At 45.3% G+C, this 23541-nt stretch carries 15 protein-coding genes; 9 read left to right on the top strand and 6 right to left on the bottom strand.

Annotation, left to right across the window (positions count from 1 at the left end):
- Positions 1 to 37 precede the first annotated feature (37 nt).
- Positions 38 to 823: a TatD family hydrolase gene (locus H6G14_RS16300; RefSeq protein WP_190568433.1), complete on the top strand. Its 786-nt coding sequence runs from the start codon at positions 38 to 40 to the stop codon at positions 821 to 823.
- A gap of 529 nt (positions 824 to 1352) precedes the next feature.
- On the opposite strand, the gene H6G14_RS16295 is transcribed toward H6G14_RS16300, so the two are convergent.
- Positions 1353 to 1601 carry a hypothetical protein gene (locus H6G14_RS16295; protein WP_190568399.1) on the bottom strand — a complete coding sequence of 83 codons (249 nt, stop codon included), beginning with the start codon at positions 1599 to 1601 and terminating at the stop codon, positions 1353 to 1355.
- On the opposite strand from H6G14_RS16295, the gene rpoB reads away from it, so the two are divergent.
- The 3 genes from rpoB (at position 1600) to H6G14_RS16280 (ending at position 11214) form a co-directional block, all read left to right on the top strand.
- On the top strand, positions 1600 to 4953 hold the full coding sequence (gene rpoB, locus H6G14_RS16290) for a DNA-directed RNA polymerase subunit beta (RefSeq protein WP_190568398.1): 3354 nt from the start codon (positions 1600 to 1602) through the stop codon (positions 4951 to 4953). The genes H6G14_RS16295 and rpoB overlap by 2 nt on opposite strands.
- A 133-nt stretch (positions 4954 to 5086) precedes the next feature.
- A complete protein-coding gene (locus H6G14_RS16285) occupies positions 5087 to 6964 on the top strand; it encodes a DNA-directed RNA polymerase subunit gamma (RefSeq protein WP_190568397.1) in 1878 nt (625 codons plus the stop codon).
- Positions 6965 to 7158: 194 nt separating this feature from the next.
- Entirely contained in the window at positions 7159 to 11214 is a 4056-nt protein-coding gene (locus tag H6G14_RS16280) for a DNA-directed RNA polymerase subunit beta'' (protein ID WP_190568396.1), read from the top strand.
- A gap of 288 nt (positions 11215 to 11502) precedes the next feature.
- On the opposite strand, the gene H6G14_RS16275 is transcribed toward H6G14_RS16280, so the two are convergent.
- From H6G14_RS16275 to H6G14_RS16265, 3 genes are all read right to left on the bottom strand, one after another.
- The gene (locus H6G14_RS16275; protein ID WP_190568395.1) at positions 11503 to 12582 is read right to left on the bottom strand and encodes a DUF3474 domain-containing protein; all 1080 of its coding nucleotides are present in this window, start codon (positions 12580 to 12582) and stop codon (positions 11503 to 11505) included.
- 347 nt (positions 12583 to 12929) lie between these two features.
- The gene (locus H6G14_RS16270; protein WP_190568394.1) at positions 12930 to 13982 is read right to left on the bottom strand and encodes a fatty acid desaturase; all 1053 of its coding nucleotides are present in this window, start codon (positions 13980 to 13982) and stop codon (positions 12930 to 12932) included.
- Positions 13983 to 14212: 230 nt separating this feature from the next.
- Entirely contained in the window at positions 14213 to 15031 is an 819-nt protein-coding gene (locus H6G14_RS16265; protein WP_190568393.1) for an acyl-CoA desaturase, read from the bottom strand.
- 86 nt (positions 15032 to 15117) lie between these two features.
- On the opposite strand from H6G14_RS16265, the gene H6G14_RS16260 reads away from it, so the two are divergent.
- Positions 15118 to 16347, top strand: coding sequence for a methionine gamma-lyase family protein (locus H6G14_RS16260; RefSeq protein WP_190568392.1), 1230 nt, complete (start codon positions 15118 to 15120; stop codon positions 16345 to 16347).
- Positions 16348 to 16356: 9 nt separating this feature from the next.
- On the opposite strand, the gene H6G14_RS16255 is transcribed toward H6G14_RS16260, so the two are convergent.
- Positions 16357 to 17547, bottom strand: coding sequence for a Coenzyme F420 hydrogenase/dehydrogenase, beta subunit C-terminal domain (locus tag H6G14_RS16255; RefSeq protein ID WP_190568391.1), 1191 nt, complete (start codon positions 17545 to 17547; stop codon positions 16357 to 16359).
- Positions 17548 to 18005: 458 nt separating this feature from the next.
- Between H6G14_RS16255 and pgl the strand changes: the two genes are divergently transcribed.
- The 4 genes from pgl to H6G14_RS16235 all read left to right on the top strand — a co-directional run bounded on the left by pgl (position 18006) and on the right by H6G14_RS16235 (position 21940).
- Positions 18006 to 18728: a 6-phosphogluconolactonase gene (gene pgl, locus H6G14_RS16250; protein ID WP_190568390.1), complete on the top strand. Its 723-nt coding sequence runs from the start codon at positions 18006 to 18008 to the stop codon at positions 18726 to 18728.
- 168 nt (positions 18729 to 18896) lie between these two features.
- Positions 18897 to 19772, top strand: a complete 876-nt coding sequence (locus H6G14_RS16245) for an FHA domain-containing protein (RefSeq protein ID WP_190568389.1) — start codon at positions 18897 to 18899, stop codon at positions 19770 to 19772.
- A gap of 122 nt (positions 19773 to 19894) precedes the next feature.
- Positions 19895 to 20632, top strand: coding sequence for a M50 family metallopeptidase (locus H6G14_RS16240; protein WP_190568388.1), 738 nt, complete (start codon positions 19895 to 19897; stop codon positions 20630 to 20632).
- A gap of 153 nt (positions 20633 to 20785) precedes the next feature.
- The gene (locus H6G14_RS16235) at positions 20786 to 21940 is read left to right on the top strand and encodes a SpoIID/LytB domain-containing protein (RefSeq protein ID WP_190568387.1); all 1155 of its coding nucleotides are present in this window, start codon (positions 20786 to 20788) and stop codon (positions 21938 to 21940) included.
- 170 nt (positions 21941 to 22110) lie between these two features.
- Here the strand turns inward: H6G14_RS16235 and H6G14_RS16230 are convergent, their stop codons facing one another.
- A complete protein-coding gene (locus tag H6G14_RS16230) occupies positions 22111 to 23406 on the bottom strand; it encodes a hypothetical protein (RefSeq protein ID WP_190568386.1) in 1296 nt (431 codons plus the stop codon).
- Between the last annotated feature and the right edge of the window lie 135 nt (positions 23407 to 23541).

Below are 23541 nucleotides of genomic sequence, written 5' to 3'. Positions count from 1 at the left end.
GACCATTGACTATTGACTAATGACTAACGACTAAATGATGCAGCTAATTGACACCCACGTACACCTAAATTTTGACACCTTCCAGTCAGATTTGGCAGAAGTGCGATCGCGCTGGCAAGAAGCAGGAGTTGTACGTTTAGTTCATTCCTGTGTTGAGCCGGAGGAATTTCCTAGTATTCAAGCCATAGCTCACCAATTTCCCGAAATAAGTTTTGCTGTAGGGCTGCATCCTTTAGATGCGGATAAATGGCAAAGTGACACAGGCGAGCAAATCTTATCTTTGGCTCGTTCTGATTCTAAGATAGTGGCAATTGGCGAGATGGGGCTGGATTTTTACAAAGCCGATAACAATGAGCAACAGCGCATGGTGTTTGAGGCACAATTAGCGATCGCCTCCCAACTCAACTTACCAGTAATTATTCACTGTCGGGACGCGGCAGTGGCTGTAAGAGAAATCTTGCAAAAATGGCAGGAGCGTACAGGTGATAAAATTCGGGGTGTAATGCACTGTTGGGGAGGAACGCCAGAAGAAACCCAGTGGTTTCTTGACTTAGGTTTTTATATTAGCTTTAGCGGCACAGTTACATTCAAAAGCGCCAAAGCTATTCAAGCCTCGGCTGCAATGGTAAAAAGCGATCGCCTACTGATTGAAACAGACTGCCCCTTTTTAGCACCAGTTCCCAAACGGGGAGAAAAGCGGAATGAGCCTGCTTATGTACGCCATGTAGCCGAGCAAGTAGCCGCGTTACGTGGAGAAACACTAGAGGCAATTTCTGCTCAAACTACCCAAAATGCCTGCGAATTATTCGGTCTGGTGTTATAAAACTCGCTAAGTAGAAACAAGGCAGAGTGTAGGGAGAAAAATTCTTAAATTCTGAATTAATTCTTCCCCAGTCCCCACTACCAATCCCCGATCCCTTTTTCCTTTAGCCTTCATTAAAATAAATAAGCCGCTAGGAGGACAAAAATATGCTAAGATTAATCCCTCCAAAACATTTTGTGTGCGTCATAATGATAAAAGAAGGAACTAATAACTCCTAAGCTTGATTTTGTAAAGTTATCAACTTGACCATCCTCATACCTCTACAAGCGGATGATCTCAACCCAAATTGAGATAAACCTTGGCTACACAACGCCTGTAATTGAACCTATAGAAAATTGTTAAAAGAAATTGCCTTGTGATTAAAACCCAGCAAAATCAGGCCATTTTCATTCAAAACCTCCATAATGCGGCTCATTTCCTTTATTTCGAGATACCACCACGAGTATAAAAGGTATATCGGTAAGACAAAAGGTTAGAGCAGCGTCATGCAAATTAACGCGCTTTTGGGAGGGGAAGTGAGAAAAACAGATCAAATTCCAAAATATTGCAAACAACTGCTGTTGGGAAATCGGCTGCGTAGCTCGATAGGAATACCCTTGACTGGCAATTGGGGGCTATTACCCCTCTTGTCAAAATCGCACTCTCCAGCTTCAATTGCTGCGTTTGCCATTGCCTGTAAATAATCAGGTGAGCATACAGGAGAAGTTCCCAAACGGCTAAAGACACTAGCTGTAGTGTCATCTAAAAAATTTAACCAGGTTGACAAAGGTAGAGGCATGATTAGCGAAAATTATATTGAACCCGCCTTTCTGTTGCCCGACTTGATTGAAATCCAGCGTTCAAGCTTTCGCTGGTTTTTAGAAGAAGGGCTGATCGAAGAACTTAACTCCTTTAGTCCTATTACAGACTATACAGGCAAATTAGAACTGCATTTTTTAGGACATAATTACAAACTTAAGGAGCCAAAGTACAGCGTTGAAGAAGCGAAACGCCGCGACAGTACCTATGCTGTACAAATGTATGTTCCCACCCGCCTGTTGAATAAAGAAACCGGGGACATCAAAGAACAAGAAGTATTTATCGGGGATCTACCTTTGATGACCGATCGCGGCACGTTCATTATTAACGGAGCTGAACGGGTAATTGTCAATCAAATTGTGCGATCGCCTGGAGTTTACTACAAATCAGAAATCGACAAAAACGGCCGCCGGACATATTCAGCCAGCCTCATCCCCAACCGGGGCGCATGGCTAAAATTTGAAACAGACCGGAACGATTTGGTGTGGGTACGCATCGACAAAACCCGCAAACTCTCAGCCCAAGTACTATTAAAAGCTCTCGGCTTATCAGATAACGAAATTTTTGATGCCCTGCGCCACCCAGAGTACTTCCAGAAAACTATCGAGAAAGAAGGGCAGTTTTCCGAAGAAGAAGCTCTGATGGAGTTATATCGTAAACTGCGACCCGGTGAACCACCAACCGTACTGGGTGGGCAACAATTGTTAGACTCCCGCTTCTTCGATCCCAAACGTTATGACTTGGGTCGAGTCGGTAGATACAAACTCAACAAAAAATTACGCCTATCAGTCCCCGATACTGTCCGCGTCCTCACCTCTGGCGATATTTTGGCAGCCGTCGATTACCTGATCAACCTGGAATATGACATTGGTAGTATTGATGACATCGACCACTTGGGTAATCGTCGGGTCAGAAGCGTTGGTGAATTACTGCAAAACCAAGTCAGAGTGGGCTTAAACCGCCTAGAAAGAATTATCCGGGAACGGATGACAGTATCTGATGCAGAAGTATTAACACCAGCATCCTTGGTTAACCCCAAACCATTGGTCGCCGCCATCAAAGAATTCTTTGGCTCCAGCCAACTCAGTCAGTTCATGGATCAAACCAATCCTTTAGCCGAACTGACCCACAAACGCCGTCTGTCAGCCCTTGGCCCTGGTGGTTTAACCAGAGAACGGGCGGGTTTTGCCGTGCGAGACATTCACCCCTCCCACTACGGACGGATTTGCCCCATTGAGACACCAGAAGGCCCCAACGCTGGTTTGATTGGTTCCTTAGCAACCCACGCCCGCGTTAACCAATACGGCTTCTTAGAAACGCCATTTAGACCAGTAGAAAACGGCCGGGTGAGATTTGATCAACCCGCAGTCTACATGACCGCCGACGAAGAAGACGACCTGCGGGTAGCACCAGGGGATATTCCTGTAGATGAAAATGGCCATATTATTGGCCCACAAGTACCAGTCCGCTATCGTCAGGAATTCTCCACCACCACACCGGAACAAGTAGACTACGTAGCCGTATCACCAGTACAGATTGTCTCTGTAGCTACCAGTATGATTCCCTTCTTGGAACATGATGACGCTAACCGCGCCCTCATGGGTTCCAATATGCAACGGCAAGCTGTACCTCTACTGAAACCAGAGCGTCCCTTAGTAGGAACAGGCTTAGAAGCTCAAGGTGCGAGAGACTCAGGGATGGTGATAGTTTCCCGGACTGATGGGGATGTTGTCTACGTGGATGCCACAGAAATACGGGTCAGAGTCAGTGGGCAATTGCCAGCAGCTAGTGGCAAAAGCACTGACAACGGACAACTGACAACTCACAAAGGGCAAGAAATTCGCTATACCGTATCCAAGTATCAGCGTTCTAACCAAGATACCTGTCTCAACCAAAAACCCCTGGTACGGATTGGTGAGCGTGTAGTTGCCGGTCAGGTGCTAGCTGATGGTTCTTCCACGGAAGGCGGAGAATTAGCCCTGGGACAAAATATCGTCGTCGCTTATATGCCTTGGGAAGGCTATAACTACGAAGACGCGATTTTAATTTCTGAGCGACTGGTACAAGATGATATTTACACCTCAATTCACATCGAAAAATATGAAATTGAGGCCCGCCAGACAAAACTAGGGCCAGAAGAAATTACCAGAGAAATTCCTAACGTCGGGGAAGATGCCCTACGTCAGTTAGATGAACAGGGAATCATTCGCATTGGGGCTTGGGTAGAAGCGGGAGACATATTGGTAGGCAAAGTGACACCGAAAGGTGAATCCGACCAGCCACCAGAAGAAAAACTACTACGGGCAATTTTCGGGGAAAAGGCACGGGATGTAAGAGATAACTCCCTCCGTGTACCCAACGGAGAAAAAGGACGGGTCGTAGACGTGCGCTTGTTTACCCGCGAACAAGGGGATGAACTACCACCAGGAGCCAATATGGTAGTCCGGGTGTATGTAGCCCAAAAGCGGAAAATCCAAGTTGGGGATAAAATGGCAGGTCGCCACGGTAATAAAGGGATTATTTCCCGCATATTGCCCATAGAAGATATGCCTTACTTGCCCGATGGCTCCCCTGTGGATATTGTCCTCAATCCCCTTGGTGTACCCAGCCGGATGAACGTGGGACAAGTATTTGAGTGTCTATTGGGTTGGGCTGGTCATACCTTGGGTGTCAGGTTTAAGATTACGCCCTTTGATGAAATGTATGGGGAAGAGTCATCCCGCCGCATTGTACATGGCAAATTGCAAGAAGCCAGAGACGAAACAGGGAAAGATTGGGTTTATAACCCAGATGACCCAGGCAAAATCATGGTGTTTGATGGTCGTACAGGGGAACCCTTTGACCGACCAGTAACTATCGGTGTAGCTTATATGCTGAAACTGGTACACCTAGTAGACGATAAGATTCACGCTCGTTCTACAGGCCCTTACTCCTTAGTAACTCAGCAGCCATTGGGTGGAAAAGCCCAACAAGGTGGTCAGCGCTTTGGAGAAATGGAAGTATGGGCATTGGAAGCTTTCGGTGCAGCTTATACCTTGCAGGAATTGCTGACTGTGAAATCAGACGATATGCAGGGACGGAACGAAGCATTAAATGCGATCGTTAAAGGCAAGGCTATTCCTCGACCTGGAACACCAGAATCCTTCAAGGTATTGATGCGAGAACTGCAATCCTTGGGGTTAGATATTGCCGTACATAAAGTAGAAACCCAAGCTGATGGTAGTTCCTTGGATGTCGAAGTCGATTTAATGGCAGACCAATTAGCTCGCCGTACACCACCCAGACCAACCTATGAATCGCTATCCCGCGAATCATTGGACGATGACGAATAGAGATGATTGTTAGGGGTAGGAGGCCTTTACTACCTACCGAGTGCTGGGGATAAAAACCCTGCACTCAGACCCAACAAATCTTTTGATTCATGACTTTTAACTGAATACTTTACTCAGAACTCAGCACTTAAGTATGAGACCCGCCCAAACTAATCAGTTTGACTACGTTAAAATCGGCTTGGCATCACCAGAACGTATTCGCCAATGGGGTGAGCGTACATTACCTAATGGTCAGGTCGTAGGTGAAGTCACCAAACCAGAAACGATTAATTACCGGACTCTCAAGCCAGAAATGGATGGCTTGTTTTGTGAGCGCATCTTTGGCCCCGCGAAAGATTGGGAATGTCATTGCGGTAAGTATAAGAGAGTCCGTCATAGAGGCATTGTGTGTGAGCGTTGTGGCGTGGAAGTTACCGAGTCACGGGTACGCCGTCACCGCATGGGGTATATTAAACTCGCTGCCCCAGTAGCCCACGTTTGGTATCTCAAAGGGATTCCTAGCTATATTTCTATTCTGCTGGATATGCCTTTGCGGGATGTGGAGCAGATTGTTTATTTCAACTCTTATGTTGTTCTCAGTCCCGGTAATGCTGAAACCCTCACCTACAAGCAGCTACTGAGTGAAGACCAGTGGTTAGAAATTGAAGACCAGATCTATAGTGAAGATTCTCAGTTGCAAGGTGTAGAGGTAGGTATCGGTGCTGAAGCACTATTGCGCTTGCTGGCTGATATTAATTTAGAGCAAGAAGCAGAAAGCCTCCGGGAAGAAATTGGCAGCGCTAAAGGACAAAAACGAGCAAAACTCATCAAGCGCCTGCGGGTAATTGACAATTTCATTGCTACTGGTTCTAAGCCAGAGTGGATGGTGATGACAGTGATTCCTGTAATCCCTCCAGATTTGCGCCCAATGGTGCAGTTAGATGGTGGACGGTTTGCAACCAGTGACTTGAACGATTTGTATCGCCGGGTAATTAACCGAAATAATCGTCTAGCACGACTGCAAGAAATTCTCGCACCAGAAATTATTGTGCGGAACGAAAAGCGGATGTTGCAAGAAGCCGTAGACGCTCTAATTGACAACGGTCGTCGGGGACGCACCGTAGTTGGGGCAAACAACCGACCCCTGAAATCTTTATCTGACATTATTGAGGGTAAACAAGGGCGTTTCCGGCAAAACTTGTTAGGTAAACGGGTTGACTACTCTGGACGTTCCGTAATTGTGGTTGGGCCTAAGCTGAAAATTCACCAGTGCGGCTTGCCCAGAGAAATGGCTATTGAACTATTCCAGCCATTTGTGATTAATCGCCTGATTCGTAGCGGTATGGTGAATAACATCAAAGCTGCGAAAAAGTTAATCTCTCGCAATGACCCCAGTGTTTGGGATGTGCTGGAAGAAGTGATTGAAGGACATCCAGTCATGCTCAACCGTGCGCCTACCCTACACCGTTTGGGTATTCAGGCTTTTGAACCAATTTTGGTGGAAGGTAGAGCCATTCAACTCCACCCCTTGGTGTGTCCTGCATTTAACGCTGACTTTGACGGCGACCAAATGGCGGTACACGTACCCTTATCCTTGGAAAGTCAGGCGGAAGCACGATTATTGATGTTGGCTTCTAACAACATTTTGTCCCCAGCTACAGGCAGACCAATTATCACACCTAGCCAAGACATGGTGTTAGGCGCTTATTACCTGACTGCGGAAAACCCAGGTGCGACAAAGGGCGCAGGTAAATATTTTGCCTCTTTGGAGGACGTAATTATGGCCTTCCAACAAGAGCAAATTGACCTGCACGCTTACATCTACGTGCGGTTTGACGGGGAAGTGGAATCTGATCAGCCAGATACAGACCCCCTAGAAGTGACCAATAACGATGATGGTAGTCGGACGGTACTTTATAAATATCGCCGAGTCAGAGAAGACGCTCAGGGAAATTTAATTTCTCAGTATGTACGCACAACTCCGGGTCGCGTTATTTACAATAAAGCGATTCAAGAAGCACTTGCCAGTTAGTTAAGAGTCCAAAGTCAATAGTCCATAGTTATATAGCAAAAACTAGGGACTATTGGCTAAACGCAAAGTCGAGCCACTGCGTTCCTGTCGCTCTGCGTTGGAAAGCAAGTGGCGTTGAGCGGAGGTTTCCTCCGAACAGAACTTTGTAAGAGATGACCAATGACTAATGACCAATGACTAAGGACAAATGACTAATGACTAACGAAAAGATGATTTTTCGCAATCGCGTCGTTGACAAAGGTCAACTGAGAAATTTGATTTCTTGGGCGTTTACCCATTATGGAACGGCGCGTACCGCAGTAATGGCGGATAAATTAAAGGATTTAGGCTTTCGCTATGCTACTAGAGCTGGGGTTTCCATTAGTGTTGATGACTTGATGGTACCACCTAGCAAGCGGAGTCTTTTGGATGCGGCGGAAGAAGAAATTCGCGCGACTGAAGTCCGTTACCAACGGGGAGAAATTACGGAAGTAGAACGTTTCCAAAAGGTAATTGATACCTGGAACGGTACTAGTGAAGCCCTCAAGGACGAGGTGGTTACTCACTTCAAACAAACCAATCCCCTCAACTCTGTGTACATGATGGCGTTCTCTGGCGCACGGGGTAATATTTCCCAGGTACGTCAGTTAGTGGGGATGCGGGGATTGATGGCAGATCCCCAAGGGGAAATTATTGGCTTACCCATCAAAACCAACTTCCGCGAAGGTCTGACAGTTACAGAATATATTATCTCGTCTTACGGTGCGAGAAAAGGCTTAGTAGATACAGCGTTACGCACCGCCGACTCTGGTTATCTGACCCGTCGTCTAGTAGACGTATCCCAGGATGTGATCATTCGGGAAATTGATTGCGGTACTACTAGAGGTATTCCCGTCCGACCGATGACCGAAGGTAACAAAACCTTGATCAAGCTATCTACACGCTTGCTAGGACGGGTGGTGGGAGAAGATGTGATCCATCCCAAAACAAAAGAAGTTATTGCCGCACGCAATACGCCAATTTCTGATGACTTAGCCAAAGAAATTGAAAAAGCTGGGGTGGCAGAAGTTGTAGTGCGATCGCCTCTTACCTGCGAAGCTGCTCGTTCCGTCTGCCAGCACTGCTATGGCTGGAGTTTGGCTCACGCCAAGATGGTAGATTTAGGTGAAGCGGTCGGGATTATTGCTGCTCAAAGTATCGGGGAACCTGGAACCCAGCTCACCATGAGAACATTCCACACTGGTGGTGTGTTCACCGGGGAAGTAGCCCAACAAGTCCGTTCCAAAATGGATGGAACTATCAAGCTACCCCGGAAACTGCGGACAAGAACCCATCGTACCCGCCACGGGGAAGATGCCTTGTTTGTAGAAAGCAACGGGATTATGATTCTGGAACCACGCAAGGAAGGTTCAGAAACCCCACCACCTCAAGAAATTCATGTGACCCAAGGTTCCACAATTTATATTGTTGATGGACAACAGGTCAAGAAAGGTCAATTATTAGCAGAAGTTGCCCTTGGCGGACGTACCACCCGGACAAATACAGAAAAAGCCGTAAAAGATGTGGCTTCCGACTTAGCCGGAGAAGTGAAGTTCGCCGAAGTTGTTCCCGAACAAAAAACCGACCGTCAAGGTAACACTACTACCACAGCCGCCAGAGGTGGTTTGATTTGGATTCTCTCTGGGGAAGTGTATAACTTGCCACCAGGTGCAGAATTGGTAGTGAAAAATGGCGATCGCGTCGAAACTAACGGCGTACTTGCAGAAACTAAGTTAACAACTATACATGGTGGTGTGGTACGTTTACCAGAAGCTACCCCAGGAAAGAGTACCAAAGAAATTGAAATCATTACCGCTTCTGTGGTCTTAGATCAAGCAACCGTCACCGTCCAGAGTTCCCAAGGTCGTAACAACTACTTAATTACCACAGGTAACAACCAAGTATTCAATCTGCGAACTACCCCAGGCACAAAAGTGCAGAATGGTCAAGTAGTTGCTGAGTTAATTGATGACCGTTATCGCACAACTACTGGTGGTTTCCTGAAATTCGCGGGGGTAGAAGTCCAGAAGAAAGGTAAAGCCAAACTTGGTTATGAAGTGGTACAGGGCGGTACACTGTTGTGGATTCCCGAAGAAACCCACGAAGTTAACAAAGATATCTCCTTGCTGTTGGTAGAAGACGGGCAGTTTGTCGAAGCTGGTACAGAAGTCGTCAAAGACATTTTCTGCCAAAACAGTGGTGTGGTAGAAGTCACCCAGAAAAATGACATCCTCCGGGAAGTGGTGGTGAAGCCAGGGGAACTGCTCATGGTAGATGATCCAGAAGCAGTCATTGGGCGAGATAATACCCTGTTACAACCTGGTGAAGAACTTTTGGGGCAAGTTGCCACAGAACTGCGTTACATCCAATATGTGGAATCGCCAGAAGGCCCGGCACTGTTGAGCCGTCCCGTGGTAGAGTTTGCTGTACCCAGTAATCCTGATGTGCCATCTACTACATCTGTGAGCCAACAAACAGGACGTTCAATTCAAATGCGGGCAGTACAAAGATTGCCTTACAAAGATTCAGAACGGGTCAAGTCGGTGGAAGGTGTGGAACTGCTACGTACCCAATTAGTATTGGAAATTGAGCAGGAAGGCGAACAAGAACATAATGCTTCTCCTTTAGCCGCAGATATTGAGTTAATTCCTGACCCTGAGAATGCAGATGTTCAGCGCTTGCAGCTGGTAATTTTGGAATCTTTGATTTTGCGTCGTGACATTGCTGCCGATGCCACCCAAGGTAGTACCCAAACTAGCCTAGAAGTAAAAGATGGAGACACAATTGTTCCCGGTTCCGTAGTTGCACGTACCCAAATCTTGTCTAAAGAAGGCGGGATTGTCAGAGGTGTGCAGAAGGGAACCGAAGCAGTGCGTCGTTGTTTAGTACTGCGTCATAGTGACATGGCAACACTAAATATCAGTGCCAAGCCCAAAGTCAAAGCCGGTGATTTAATCGTCGCAGGTACAGAACTTGCTCCTGGTGTCTTTGCCGAAGAATCTGGGCAAATTGTAGCGGTGAAAAATGCGGGTGAAAGCACCACCACTCAAGATGCAGCACTTAGCACCCAGAACTATGCCGTGACTATCCGTGCGGGTCGTCCTTATCGAGTCAGCCCTGGTGCAGTATTGCAGATAGAAGATGGCGACTTGGTGCAACGGGGTGATACCTTGGTGCTGCTAGTCTTTGAACGAGCAAAAACCGGAGACATCATTCAAGGTTTGCCTCGGATTGAAGAACTACTAGAAGCCCGCAAACCCAAAGAAGCTTGTATCTTAGCAAAACGGGGCGGGGAAGTTAAGGTAGTATACGGTGATGGTGATGAAGCGATCGCCATCAAAGTTATAGAATCCAATGGGGTAGTCACCGATTATCCTCTTGGCCCTGGACAAAACTTAGCCATGCCCGATGGTTCCGTCGTACCAGCCGGACAACCATTGAGTGATGGCCCTTCCAACCCTCACGAAATTTTAGAAGTATTCTTCAGTCTGGGTTCGGAAGATGGAATTTATGCTTGCGCTAGCCACGCCTTACAAAAAGTGCAAACATTCCTAGTGAATGAAGTGCAGATGGTGTATCAATCCCAAGGTATTGACATCGCCGACAAACACATTGAAGTGATTGTGCGCCAGATGACCAACAAAGTGCGGATTGATGATGGTGGTGATACCACTATGCTTCCCGGTGAGTTGGTAGAATTGCGCCAAGTCGAGCAGGTTAATGAAGCAATGGCAATTACTGGCGGTGCGAGAGCGCAATATACTCCAGTATTGTTAGGTATCACTAAAGCATCTTTAAATACCGACAGTTTCATTTCTGCCGCATCCTTCCAAGAAACAACACGGGTTCTGACTGAAGCAGCCATTGAGGGTAAATCCGACTGGTTGCGTGGTTTGAAAGAAAACGTGATTATCGGTCGATTGATTCCGGCGGGAACTGGTTACAATACCTATGATGAACCTGGGATGCTTGAAGATTATTCAACTCTGGAAACTACCAGTGTCTTGGATGAAACAGATGATCCTCTAGATATGGTATTAGATGACCGTACAGCTCGTGCCTACAATTTAGATTCTCCTGGTCTTGCGGAAACCGGATTTAATAACCGTCGCTCAATTCTCGATGATGATGAGTTGATTGCTGATGAAATCCATGACCTCGTAGAAATAGAAGATGAGGGAGACGATGATTATGAGGATGATGACGAGGATGATGACGACTATGAAGACTAAATTCTAAGAGTTATCATCTAAATTAAAAAGGCAAAAGAATTAATTCTTTTGCCTTTTTGTTATGGATGCAAATTCAGAAACTCTGATAAAGCAAGAATTGCTTAATTATCACGATGCGTTAGCCTACTGAACTGAGATGACTAAAGTGTTGCAATAAACTGGAATAAAATTGAACGCAGATGCGTGCATATATTGACGAAGTCTTCCCGTAGGGTATGCGAATAGAATTTCTGTTATTGCATTATTTTAGACTTGCCACACCACTAAATTTTAAGTTTTGGAATTGATTTACTTATTCACTACTTGATTGTTAGAAGTGTAGTAAACTTTTCCACCAGTATCGGGTACAAAATGACAACTCACGCCAGAACGCCACAACGACTTCCAAATAGGTTCTTCTGACTTGCGGTAATATTCACCCATGACTGGTTTAATCGCCTCAGTAGCCTTCAACAAATTATAGTGAGGGATATTCAAAAAAATGTGGTGTGCTACATGAGTACCAATGTCGTGATGGATATGATTGACTAAACCATAATTGCGGTCAATGCTAGAAATTGCACCTTTAAGAAAAGTCCAATCTTCGCCACGATACCAGGGAATATCGGCCTCAGTGTGGTGTAGGAATGTGACTAAATCGAGCCAAATAACAAACACGATGTATGGTGCAGCGTAGTATTTTAACAACCACATCCAGCCCCATTGATAAGTTAGGAAACCTAACGAAGCAACCATACAAGTCCACAGTACAGTGCTGGTGATGACATCCCATTTTTCTGATGGCTTGAAAAGAGAGCTACTAGGTAAAAAATGAGAGCCTTCTTTATTAGGAGAGCGCTTAAACAAGTACACTGGATAAGCCAGAAGAAACACGTAATAACGTCCTATTTTCTGACCTAATGGCATTTCCTTGTATTGTGATTCAGTCACAGGATACCAGCTTTCATCATTATCGATATTTCCAGTATTTTTGTGATGAGTTCTGTGACTAATACGCCAACCATGATAAGGGACTAATATGAAAGTGTGAGTCAGATGCCCAACTAAATCATTAAGCCATTTATGCTTAGAAAAAGATTGGTGTCCGCAATCATGGCCAACCACAAACAAAGCCCAAAACATCGTTCCTTGCATTAACCAGAAAATTGGCCAGAAATACCAAGAATCTAGATAATGAGCAACTGCATATAGTGAGCTAACAATCACTACATCACGAAAAAAGTAAAACAGTGATTTGCCCACGTTTGGTTGAAAACATTCAGCCGGAATAGCCGCTTTTAAATCCTGAAGAGTAAAGGGCAGTGTAGTTGTATTCTCTGATTGATCAAAGCTAGGAGAATTATCGGAGGGGATTGTAGTTGATTGCACTTGATTCTGTTGTGGAATATAAATCGGACTTTACTTGAAGCATGAGTGCGTAACTATGATTCGGCGATGTCTGCGAAGCTAGTTCTTGCACATCCAAAAGGCAAAATTCAGAATCCATTAATGGATAATAGCTCAAGGTAAGCAAGCCACATCCAGTAATAGGATTTTAAGGTGTGGGTGATTATTTATGATTGCTGAATTTTTATTCAAGAATTTTTGGCAATTCACATATTAATCATCAGTAAGTAGTGAATTGCCAAAATTTATGGAAGTTACAGAATCATAAATTATCTTTTGACATGAGGATTTTAAGTGAGCATCCTAGCTAATACTACTGGCTAAAAAACCTATCGTCCTGCGTAATAATCTTTAAAAGGCTGATAGCCAATATCAGTTTGATACAATTGACACTCGTCAGTAATAAACTTCATTAAAGACCAAGAAAAGCGAAGTTCATCATGTAGATAATCACCCCAATTTTCTTTAATGCTGCTATAAGCTAGCCGCAAATTATAAGAAGGAATAGCTGTAGAAAGGTGATGAGGAACGTGGACGTTAATATCGTGACACAACACTTCTACCCATTTGGGATAATCACAATGAATAGTCCCAAATAACTGTGCCATAGCTTCATGCCATTTGTTCTCTGTTTCAAAAGGAACATCTGGAAATGTATGGTGAACAATAGTGAAGGTACTCATCCAGAAATGATAACCCAGCCAAGGCACAAACCAGAATTTTACAAATCCCCAAATACCAGTTGTAGCGATGAGGGTGGGGAAAGCAACTGCCGCAAATAAAACTACTACAGCTACAGAAAGTTTCACATCAGCTTGGTCTTTAACTTTGAACTTCCGCCAATCGAAATGCACGACAGCCCAATGTCCGACTGAACCTACCCACCAAAGCCTTTGACGCATAAACAACTTAAATGCAGACTGACGAGTTTTACCCCAACTGGCAAACACTTCTGGTCTTATGGGATGCCAAGCATTGTCTTCATCTAATTTGTTGGTGTGCTTGTGGTGGTGATTATGCTTAATCCGCCAACTATGAAAGGGATATATCAACGGCATCATAAATATATGCCCTACCAAGTCATTTACCCAACGACGTTTGGCAAATGAACGGTGTCCACAATCATGACCAATCACAAAAAAACCTGTTAAAGCAGTACCTGTAAAAATCCAGGCAATGGGTAAAAGAAACCAAGGGGCGATCGCCAAACTCCAGTAACCTAAACCCACCATGACAACACTAAGTAGTGCTTGTGTCCACGCTTTGCGACGGTTCTGCTGAAAACATTCCTTTGGCAGAGTTTTAATAATATCTTTGAGCTTTAGTTCGGGATTACTAAGCTTATTTTTTATTTCCTGATTTTTGATGATTGATGTAGTCATGAAAACCTGAATAACAACAAACTCCTCTACCAAGCCACCACAAAAGTAACTTGCCGCAAAGTACTTGAGAATTAACGTTCTGCATCATAGCAACTTTAGCTAGCCAAGCGCACCTGTAACTAATTTCCGGAAGCTATTTGAGAACTAACGAGTAGATATTTGATTGCGAAAAAATTACTAAGTCATTAGTCATTTTTTAGACAAATAACTAATGACACATAATAAACTAATTACTGCTTTTTGTCTGCTAGTTTGACATTAGTTGCTAAACCGAGTATTTGCAGCAATTGCACTGTCATCCAAGTCAAATCGACTTCCCACCATTCCAACCCGTGACGAGCTGAATATTGAAAAGCGTGGTGGTTGTTGTGCCAGCCTTCGCCAAACACTAATACAGCTACCCACCAACAATTAGTGGATTTGTCTCCAGAATCATAGGTGCGGTAGCCAAATTTATGAGTAGCACTGTTTACCAACCAAGTACAGTGGTAAACCCAGACGATGCGAAAGAAAACTCCCCAGACCACAAAAGACCAGCCGCCTAGAGATAGCAGCAATACACCCAGAGCAATCTGGATAAAGATGAAATATTTCTGTAAAAACTGATAAACTGGGTCTTCGGCAATATCTTTGGTGAACCGAGGAACATCAGCGTGGGAGGGAGAGTGATAAATTAGCCAACCAATATGGCTCCACCAGAAACCTTTATTGGAATCATGGGGATCTGGGTCAGTATCGGAATGTAAATGATGAATGCGATGTGTACCGACCCACTCGATTGGCCCTCCTTGACAAGCGAGAGTCCCGCAAAGCACTAGAAAATATTCCAACCACTTGGGAGTCTGAAAACTGCGGTGGGTGACAAGGCGATGGAAGCCTAAGGTAATACCCAAACCGCCAGTGATCCAGTAAAGCAATAAAGCCACACCAACTGCCGCCCAGCTGAAGTTACCAGGGACAAAGGCAAACAAAGCGCCGATGTGTAGCCCAAGAAAAAATAGGGTGTTTACCCAGTTGATTTGAGGTTTAGTGGAAGTAGCAATTGTCATGCAGTAACTCGAATTAAAATTGTTCAGCCTAGTCTGTGCGATTCCGCAATTCGCATATTTATAGTTTTTTTGTTAACGAGGAAGTAATGAACAGCTTGGAACAGCTGCGGCAAGCAGAACAGGCACTGTTAGAGATTTTTTCTGGAATTGACGCTCAGGTCAAGCAAAATCTGAAAAGAGTGCTGGAAGCCTTTCGTAATCAGCGCGTAGGAGCGCACCACTTTGCTGGTGTAAGTGGTTATGGTCATGATGATTTAGGTCGAGAAACTTTAGACAAAGTTTTTGCCGAAGTAATGGGTGCTGAAGCTGCGGCGGTGCGGGTGCAGTTTGTTTCGGGAACTCACGCGATCGCTTGCGCCCTGTTTGGTGTACTCCGGCCTGGTGATGAAATGTTAGCAGTAGTTGGTTCCCCCTACGATACGCTCGAAGAAGTTATTGGTTTACGGGGTCAAGGTCAAGGCTCCCTTATTGAGTTTGGCATAAAATACCGCCAATTGGAGTTAACTTCCCAAGGATCTATCGATTGGCAAACTTTAAGTACTACCATTACTGATAAAACCCGCTTAGTGTTAATTCAGCGTTCTTGTGGTTATTCCTGGCGGCCTAGCTTATCCATTGCCGATATTGAAAAAGTTGTTAATTTAGTCAAACAGCAAAATCCTCACACTGTTTGCTTTGTCGATAACTGCTACGGCGAATTTATCGAAACCCAGGAACCTACCCACGTTGGTGCTGATTTAATGGCTGGTTCTTTGATTAAAAATCCTGGTGGGACGATTGTGACGGCTGGTGGTTATGTAGCTGGACGGGCTGACTTAGTAGAAGCAGCAGCTTGTCGCCTGACTGCTCCTGGTATTGGTAGTTACGGTGGGGCGACATTTGATCAAAATCGCCTGTTATTTCAAGGATTATTTTTATCGCCTCAGATGGTGGGTGAGGCGATGAAGGGAACTCACCTGACTGGTTATGTATTTGACAAACTTGGTTATCCGGTAAATCCTGCACCCCTCGCGCCCCGTGGGGATGTGATTCAGGCGATTAAATTGGGTTCGGCGCAGAAGCTGATTGCCTTCTGTAAGGCTGTACAACAGAATTCACCTGTGGGTTCTTACCTTGACCCCATTCCCGATGATATGCCGGGGTACGAGAGCCAGGTGGTGATGGCTGGGGGGACATTTATTGAGGGGAGTACTTTGGAATTTTCGGCGGATGGGCCTTTACGTGAGCCTTATGTGGTGTATTGCCAAGGGGGGACTCATTGGAGTCATGTGGCGATCGCCCTAGAGGCGGCGATCGATGCTGTGGGAGAGGCTTGAAGGTTGTCACTACGGTAACTTATACTGCCCCACGATGCGCTTGGCAAACTCCGGTACATGGGCTGCTAACTTCTCAGGATGATTCCGCTTTACAAACAAATAATTGCGGGTAAAGTGGGAATCAATGGAGAACCGCGCATACTCCAACCCTTTAGGGCCAATCTTATCGATCACCACACCCATCATTTTTGCCACCCACATGGGAAGGGTCACACCTTTGTCATAGGCGGGGATTCCCTGTTGTACAGCCTCTTGTCGATTACCTTGGGACATCACAGGCTGAGTATCTAACTGGTCTTGCACCAAGTCCAGCATTTCTTTACCTGTATCATTTCTGACAACAATCCACTGCCAGCCGAAGGGTGCGCCCATGTAACCAACAACTAAATCGGCTAGGGAGTTGACGTAATCAAAACAACTCATGCAGGAAGGAGCAAAGACATCTTTGAGTTGATTCGTTTTTAACCCAAAAAATGGGACTTTCTCAATTGAGCCATCTTCATGCTTGAAATGAATGCGGAAATCCTGCATGAATTCGTAATGTACGACTGTCTCAGGTGAGCGGCTGGTGGTTTCTAAGAATTTTTGCAGTCCGGCGCGGGTAACGTTATCTACGCAAGGTGTACCTAAAACATAGAGCTTTTCTAAACCCAATTTTTTTTCTACAGCTCGTAAGGCCTGAATTTGGCAACCAACACCAATGACTAACAGTCGCTTCATCCCCGATTTTTCGACTTGTTCCAATACAGAAAGGTTTGGGGAAAGTGTAGGTTTGTTTACCCGCGCTGCTAGTATTTCTTCTGGGGTGCGGGCAATTACTGGCATGGGTTGGAAGCGGTCTTCTTTGCTGTTTTGGACGCAGACAACGCCTTCCACTAAACCACGATTCAGCATTTCTATGGCAATACTGCTAACAATACCAGTCCATTGTGCGCCTGCGATTGGTTGCTGTTTTCGTGCTGCAATCATGTCTTGATGAACACCAAAGTAGAGTTCATCAGGATTATCGAGATTGCGCGATCGCTGGTGTGCCTGTTCTTCGAGTGTGTCTATCTGCTGAGTAATAAAAGCACAGGCTTCCTTGACATAATGGATATAATATGTGTCGCACAGCCCGCACTCGCTGCATAGTTCCTTAGCAGGGCGACGGCTATTGGGTTTTAAGGCTTTGGCTTTTTTGTGAGGGAAGAGCGAAGTCATGTTAAGCGCAATTTGTTATCTCAAAACTTAAGATAGCGGAAGCCTGCACTTTATACAAAATTTCCCCGTCAGATGCAATATTTCCTTAACTGTCTGACTGGGAGAGGCAGGGGGGAAGGGAGCAGCGAGCAGGGGGAGCAAACCCTTCCCTTCAACGCGAGTGCGGAGCGAAGGGTACAAGCCCCGTCATAAAGGACGCTTATACGGGGCATAGTCTGAAGCTCTCCGTCTCGGTCTTCCCCCTTGCTCCCTGCCCCTTTTCCTCTTCTTGACTAGTTCTTGTCTTCAGTGGTTAGTACAACTGACTACTGACAAGCAACTAGAGAAAGTGATAAGGATAAATTATATTGACTTATACCCACCGAATTTTTGATGTTAAGAGTTTCAAAAGTTAAAAAGGGGGGTTGTCAGAAGTTAGGTATTGTATTGCTGGAAGCAGGCAATGTGATGATGAAGCCATGAAAAAAACGGTTGAAGTCCTACCGGATCAAACAGCGCTAATTGCGCGATCGCTCGATTTGATCCTGACTAAGTTAGATACTGCCATAAAACAGCAGGGGCGATTTACCATTGCCTTATCCGGCGGTAGCACACCTAAGCCGTTGTATGAAGCGATCGCTGCCCAAAAATTACCTTGGGATAAAATTCATGTTTTCTGGGGAGATGAACGTTATGTCTCACCAGATCATCCCGATAGTAATGAACTGATGGCACGTACTGCATGGCTAGACCGCGTTGATATCCCCGCCGAGAATATTCATGCTGTCCCCACTTTAGATAATAATCCGGCAGTGTCGGCTGCTAAGTACGAACAGCACTTGCAAACATTTTTTAACTCTGCACCCGGAGAGTTTCCTGCTTTGGATGTGGTATTGCTAGGCATGGGTGATGATGCCCATACTGCATCTTTGTTTCCCCACACAGAAGCTTTACAAGTACGCGATCGCTTAATTACTGTGGGTAATAAAGACGGTAATCCCCGCATAACCTTCACATACCCATTCATTAACGCTGCTAGCAGTGTAATTTTTGTGGTTGCAGGTGCTAACAAACGGCCAGCCCTTGCTCAAGTATTTGCTCCGAGTGCAGATGACTTAGCTTATCCATCCCGCTTAATCCAGCCCCAAGGTGAACTTTTGTGGCTACTGGATGCAGCCGCAGGCGCGGAACTCTCAGTTTAATTTTCCCATCACGAGTAATTGTTAAAATCGGAAGCTAGAGTCACCGCCTTGCCGCATTTCTCATAAAAACAAGTCTAACCTTTGGGTGTCTACTGCAAAAGCCGCTCCCAAGGTTAGTTTGCTTGTTAGCAATATATTTAGGATGCTCTTGAACAAAGGCTTAAATCAATGATCGTCTGTCCAAATTGCAACCACCCCAATCCAGACGGCGCTGTCCAATGTGAAGCTTGCTACACGCCGTTACCCGCCACTAGTAATTGTCCTAACTGTGGCGCAACTGTCCAATCTGATGCTGCTTTCTGTGGTCAGTGTGGCTTTAACCTGCACTCAGTCGCCGCACCTGCTGCTACTGTCGCTACAGTCGCCCCTGATGTTCCAGTAGAAGTACCACCATTAGCTAGTCCCGACCCGCTTTTAGAATTGTTACAACCCAATGCCTTAGGCCTTGATCCGGTTGCTAACGAGAATCCCCCTGCACCTGCACCCTTACCACCAACAGCCGTAGCAGCACCCCCATCTGCACCTCCTGTGGTAGTGGAAGTTACACCTGCTCCACCACCACCAGCACCCGAACCCGTAGTGGTAGAAGCAAGTATTCCTACTCCCCCACCCGAACCCGTAGCGCCCCCAGAACCAGTTCCAGCAGTAGAACCAGCACCAGCACCAGAAACTGTTGTAGCTGCACCTCCTTCTCCTGCTAGAACCCAATTACAGCAAATTACAGCCCGGTTAGTTCACGTCCAAAGCGATCGCGAAATAGAACTACCTCCCAGCTTATCTGTGGTTCATATTGGTAAACCTAACGATCGCATTCCTCCCGATGTCGATGTTTCCGGCTTTGCCAACTCGGAGATTGTCTCACGGGTACACGCGGATATTCGTTTGGAAGGTGACGCGCACTATATAGAAGATGTAGGCAGTTCCAACGGCACTTACATTAACAATTTGCCCCTATTACCAGGCAATAGACACCGCCTCAGACCAGGCGATCGCATCAGTTTAGGTAAAGGCGATTTGGTAACTTTCCTCTTTAAACTCGCTTAACTAAATTCAGGGTATAGGGGTGTAAGGGTGTAGGGGTATCAGTGTTTAAAACCCTACACCCTTACATCTGAAATATGGGTACAAAATAGTAATAATTACGAATTACGAATTACAAACTAATTATGAGCCAGCCAGGGAAAGATTTTGAAACCTTACTGCATCGAGAAGCCCCCCTAGAAGTTGAGAGAATGGGGTTAACTTGGTTAGTGGGAGCAGCGATCGCTACAGCAATGTTGTGGCAAGTTCCAGGCGGAGATTATATTTTATACCCCTTTACCATCCTCGCTACTTGGTTTCATGAAATGGGGCATGGTTTGATGGCTGTGCTTTTGGGTGGTCAGTTTCAGAAATTACAAATTTTTGGTAATGGTTCCGGTGTAGCAAGTTATGCCATCAGTACATCATTAGGCCCCATCGGCCCAGGTTTGGTTGCAGCCGCCGGGCCAATGGGGCCGCCACTTGCAGGTGCAGCCTTAATTTTGGCTTCCCGCAGTTTTACCGCCGCCTCCCTCAGTTTAAAAATCCTGGGGAGTGTTTTATTAATTTCCACATTAATTTGGGTACGTTCCCCTTTTGGATTGGTGGCTATTCCCCTGTTAGGGTTAATCATCTTGGGAATTTCCCTGAAAGCTCCCCGATGGATGCAGGGATTTGCCATTCAATTTTTAGGTGTACAAGCCTGCGTCAGTACCTACCATCAATTAGATTATCTATTTAGTTATTCTGCTGGCCCCTTGGGATTATCCGATACAGCCCAGATGGAACGATATTTATTATTACCCTATTGGTTTTGGGGTGGATTGATGGCGATCGCCTCTTTAATCATTCTCATCCAAAGCCTCCGCGTTGCTTATCGCTGAGTTTAGTCAACAATCAAAAATCAACAGTCCTCCCCAATTGAAAACACATTGCATAATTGTTAGGAAGTGGCAACCTCTTACTTGAGGAAACTGTCTTATCTTAAGTTGTGGACGTTATAGTTCAGAACTGCTAACAGATACTAATGTGACTTGATGATCAGCATGAAATTTCAACTGTTGTTAGGCTCTTTACTTTCCCAGATTAAAGTCCGTCATTGGTGGCTAGGTATCTTATTGTGGATCGCTTTGGTTGCCCCAGCGCAAGCCTCTGTCATTTTGCGTGTAGCCATTGAGCGGGGAGTCAATCAAGCTAGAGTTGGCAGTTCCACAACGGCAATTGTCAAAGATAGTACAGGGCGTACTTTGGGACAACTGCCGGCAATGAGTGCTTTTTATGCCCAAGCTGTTCCTGGGGGAGTGGCTTTAGATAAATGGCAGTCTGGTTTGTTTTGGATTGAACCATCAGGGAAAGGATTCGTTTATATAGGCGATCGCTGGTTTCGGGGGAGAACTTTAGTTGTACCTACAGAAAAAGGTATAGATGTAGTTAACTGGGTAGATTTAGAAGAATATCTCTACAGCGTTGTTGGTGGAGAAATGAATTCTAGCTGGCCGGGAGAAGCTTTAAAAGCACAGGCGATCGCCGCCCGTACCTATGCCCTATACAAGCGAGAACAACAGCGCAGTAACCCGGTTTACGATTTAGGTGATACTCCAGATCGCTGGCAAATTTATAAAGGCGTTAGCAGCGAATCTCCTACAACCTATGCCGCCGTTGATGCTACAGCCGGGCAAGTATTAACTTATAACAATAATCTCATTCTTTCGGTATTCCACGCTTGTTCTGGAGGACACACGGAAAATGTGGAAGATGTTTGGAGTAATCCCCTTCCTTATCTACGTGCTGTTCAAGACTATGACCAAAACATTAAAGAATGTAATTGGCAAAGAACTTTTACTCCAACAGAAATTAGCTCCAGAATTTCTGGTATAGGCAATATCAGGGAAGTAGTTGCCGAATCCTTCTCACCATTCCGTAGTGTCAAAGCTTTAAGAGTCGTGGGTGATAAAGGCACGAAAGTCCTACGCGGCGAAGAAGTGCGTACTGCCCTGAAACTCAGAAGTACTCGCTTTAACGTCACCAGAGGCGCAGATGGTAGCTTTACCCTCCAAGGTGCAGGTTTTGGTCATGGCTTAGGTATGAGCCAATGGGGTGCTTATAATTTAGCTTTACGCGGCGCTAACCACCTGCAAATACTAGGACATTACTATCGTGGTGTCGCCCTCACACCAATTAAGGCCAAGTGATTGGGGACTGGGGATTGGGTAAGTTGCCCTTGCTTTAACTTGTACATCTTTTCGTGTTGGCTGTTAACGGTTGACGGTTGACGGTTGACAGTTAACCGCCAACAAACCATACAAGTGACTATGTAATTTAAAAGCGTCGTAGCTGTGTAGCTGTTTCTCGCCTCTGTCTCCTATTCCCCTCTCTCCAATCTTTTGAGCCATTCAGCCTCAATTTGCGCCGATCGCTCAACTTCTTGGTCGAGTAGGTCGGTTTCGGTAGAATAAACTAAATCTTCATTGCCAATAAATTTCTCTTGGGCAAACTGACTGGCGTAGTCGATTTTTTGTTGTAAAGCTGCATCGGGACTAGTTAATACTCTGGCACGGCTGAGGCGATCGCGGTTACGTCCGGCAATCTTTCCATTACGCCACTTAATCCAAAAATACCTTACTAAAGGAACACCCAAAAAACCGATTCCATAAGCCAGCAACAGCCAATAAATTCCCTGCACGAAAGCGACTAAGCCACCCAATTGTGCAGCAACTGTACCATCTACCAATAAAATACCCAGTACCAAAGCACCAACTAGATTGACTATACCCAAACCTGCACTGAGCATAACTTGCCCAGAACTAGCCGCACTAAAACGCCAGGAAAATTCTTCCAAATAAACTGACAGTGGTTGCTGTTGTTTTTTGCTGGCTCTCACCTGCAACTCTGGGAAATAATAGACAATTTGCCCTTCAGGACTAACACTTGGTTGCCCGTTGAATCGTAACAACACAGGCAACATATAATCTTCGTATTCTTGCTGATAGACTTCACCTATATCATCCAAGTATGGGGCGATTTGTTCTGCTACCACTGCACCACGACTACCCCGAATCACAGTCGCAATTTCTTGCCAACGGCGTTCTTCTAAATTGGCGTTAGGATTACCGTCGCCAAACAAAAATGAAAATACAGCCTCAAAGAAATTCAAATCACTGCTTTCTTGGCTACTACGCCGTCTTTCTGGCTCAGAATAGCCATAGTTAGGGCTGAAGTACCAAAATAAATCGGGGAAATAGAAAAATCCCCAACTACCACTAGAATTACTACTGCGATCGTCATTATCGTTACTCGAATTCATTGCCGTGATGATCACAAAGATGGCTATAGTGATCAGCGCAATGGAAGCAACTAGAAAAATTCCAAAAGAAATGCGAATCAGGTAAAACAGAATTTTCCATATCTTCTGCCACCATTCTTGCAATCGTAACTTGAAATATTTATTCCGTAGAACATCCCGAAAATTTCGAGGAAACAGGTAAACAATATCACCCGTCTCTGCTACCTGCAAATGTCCACCCGCATCGCTAGCTAAAGCTAACAACCCTTGCCCAGCATCCGCTAAATTTAATCCAGCCTGAGTTGCCACATCACCAACAGTGACTCGGTAACCCAATTTTTCCACAGCCTGCATAATAGTGGGATTGGGAGCCATAGCTCTTCCCCTCCTGTTGAAATTTTTCTCCTTTACTCAAGTATAAAGTTTGATTCTTAGAGACTTGTTATTGGCGTGGTGAGTTGTGAGTTTCTGGAAGTTCTCTCAATTTTAAATTTTTTAGGTGTAAGCCTA

Origin of the sequence: Nostoc parmelioides FACHB-3921 (assembly GCF_014696625.1) — a bacterium.
Lineage (GTDB): Bacteria > Cyanobacteriota > Cyanobacteriia > Cyanobacteriales > Nostocaceae > Trichormus > Trichormus parmelioides.
The sequence above is the reverse complement of the archived record's forward strand: the minus strand, read 5'-3'. Positions and strand labels throughout refer to the sequence as shown.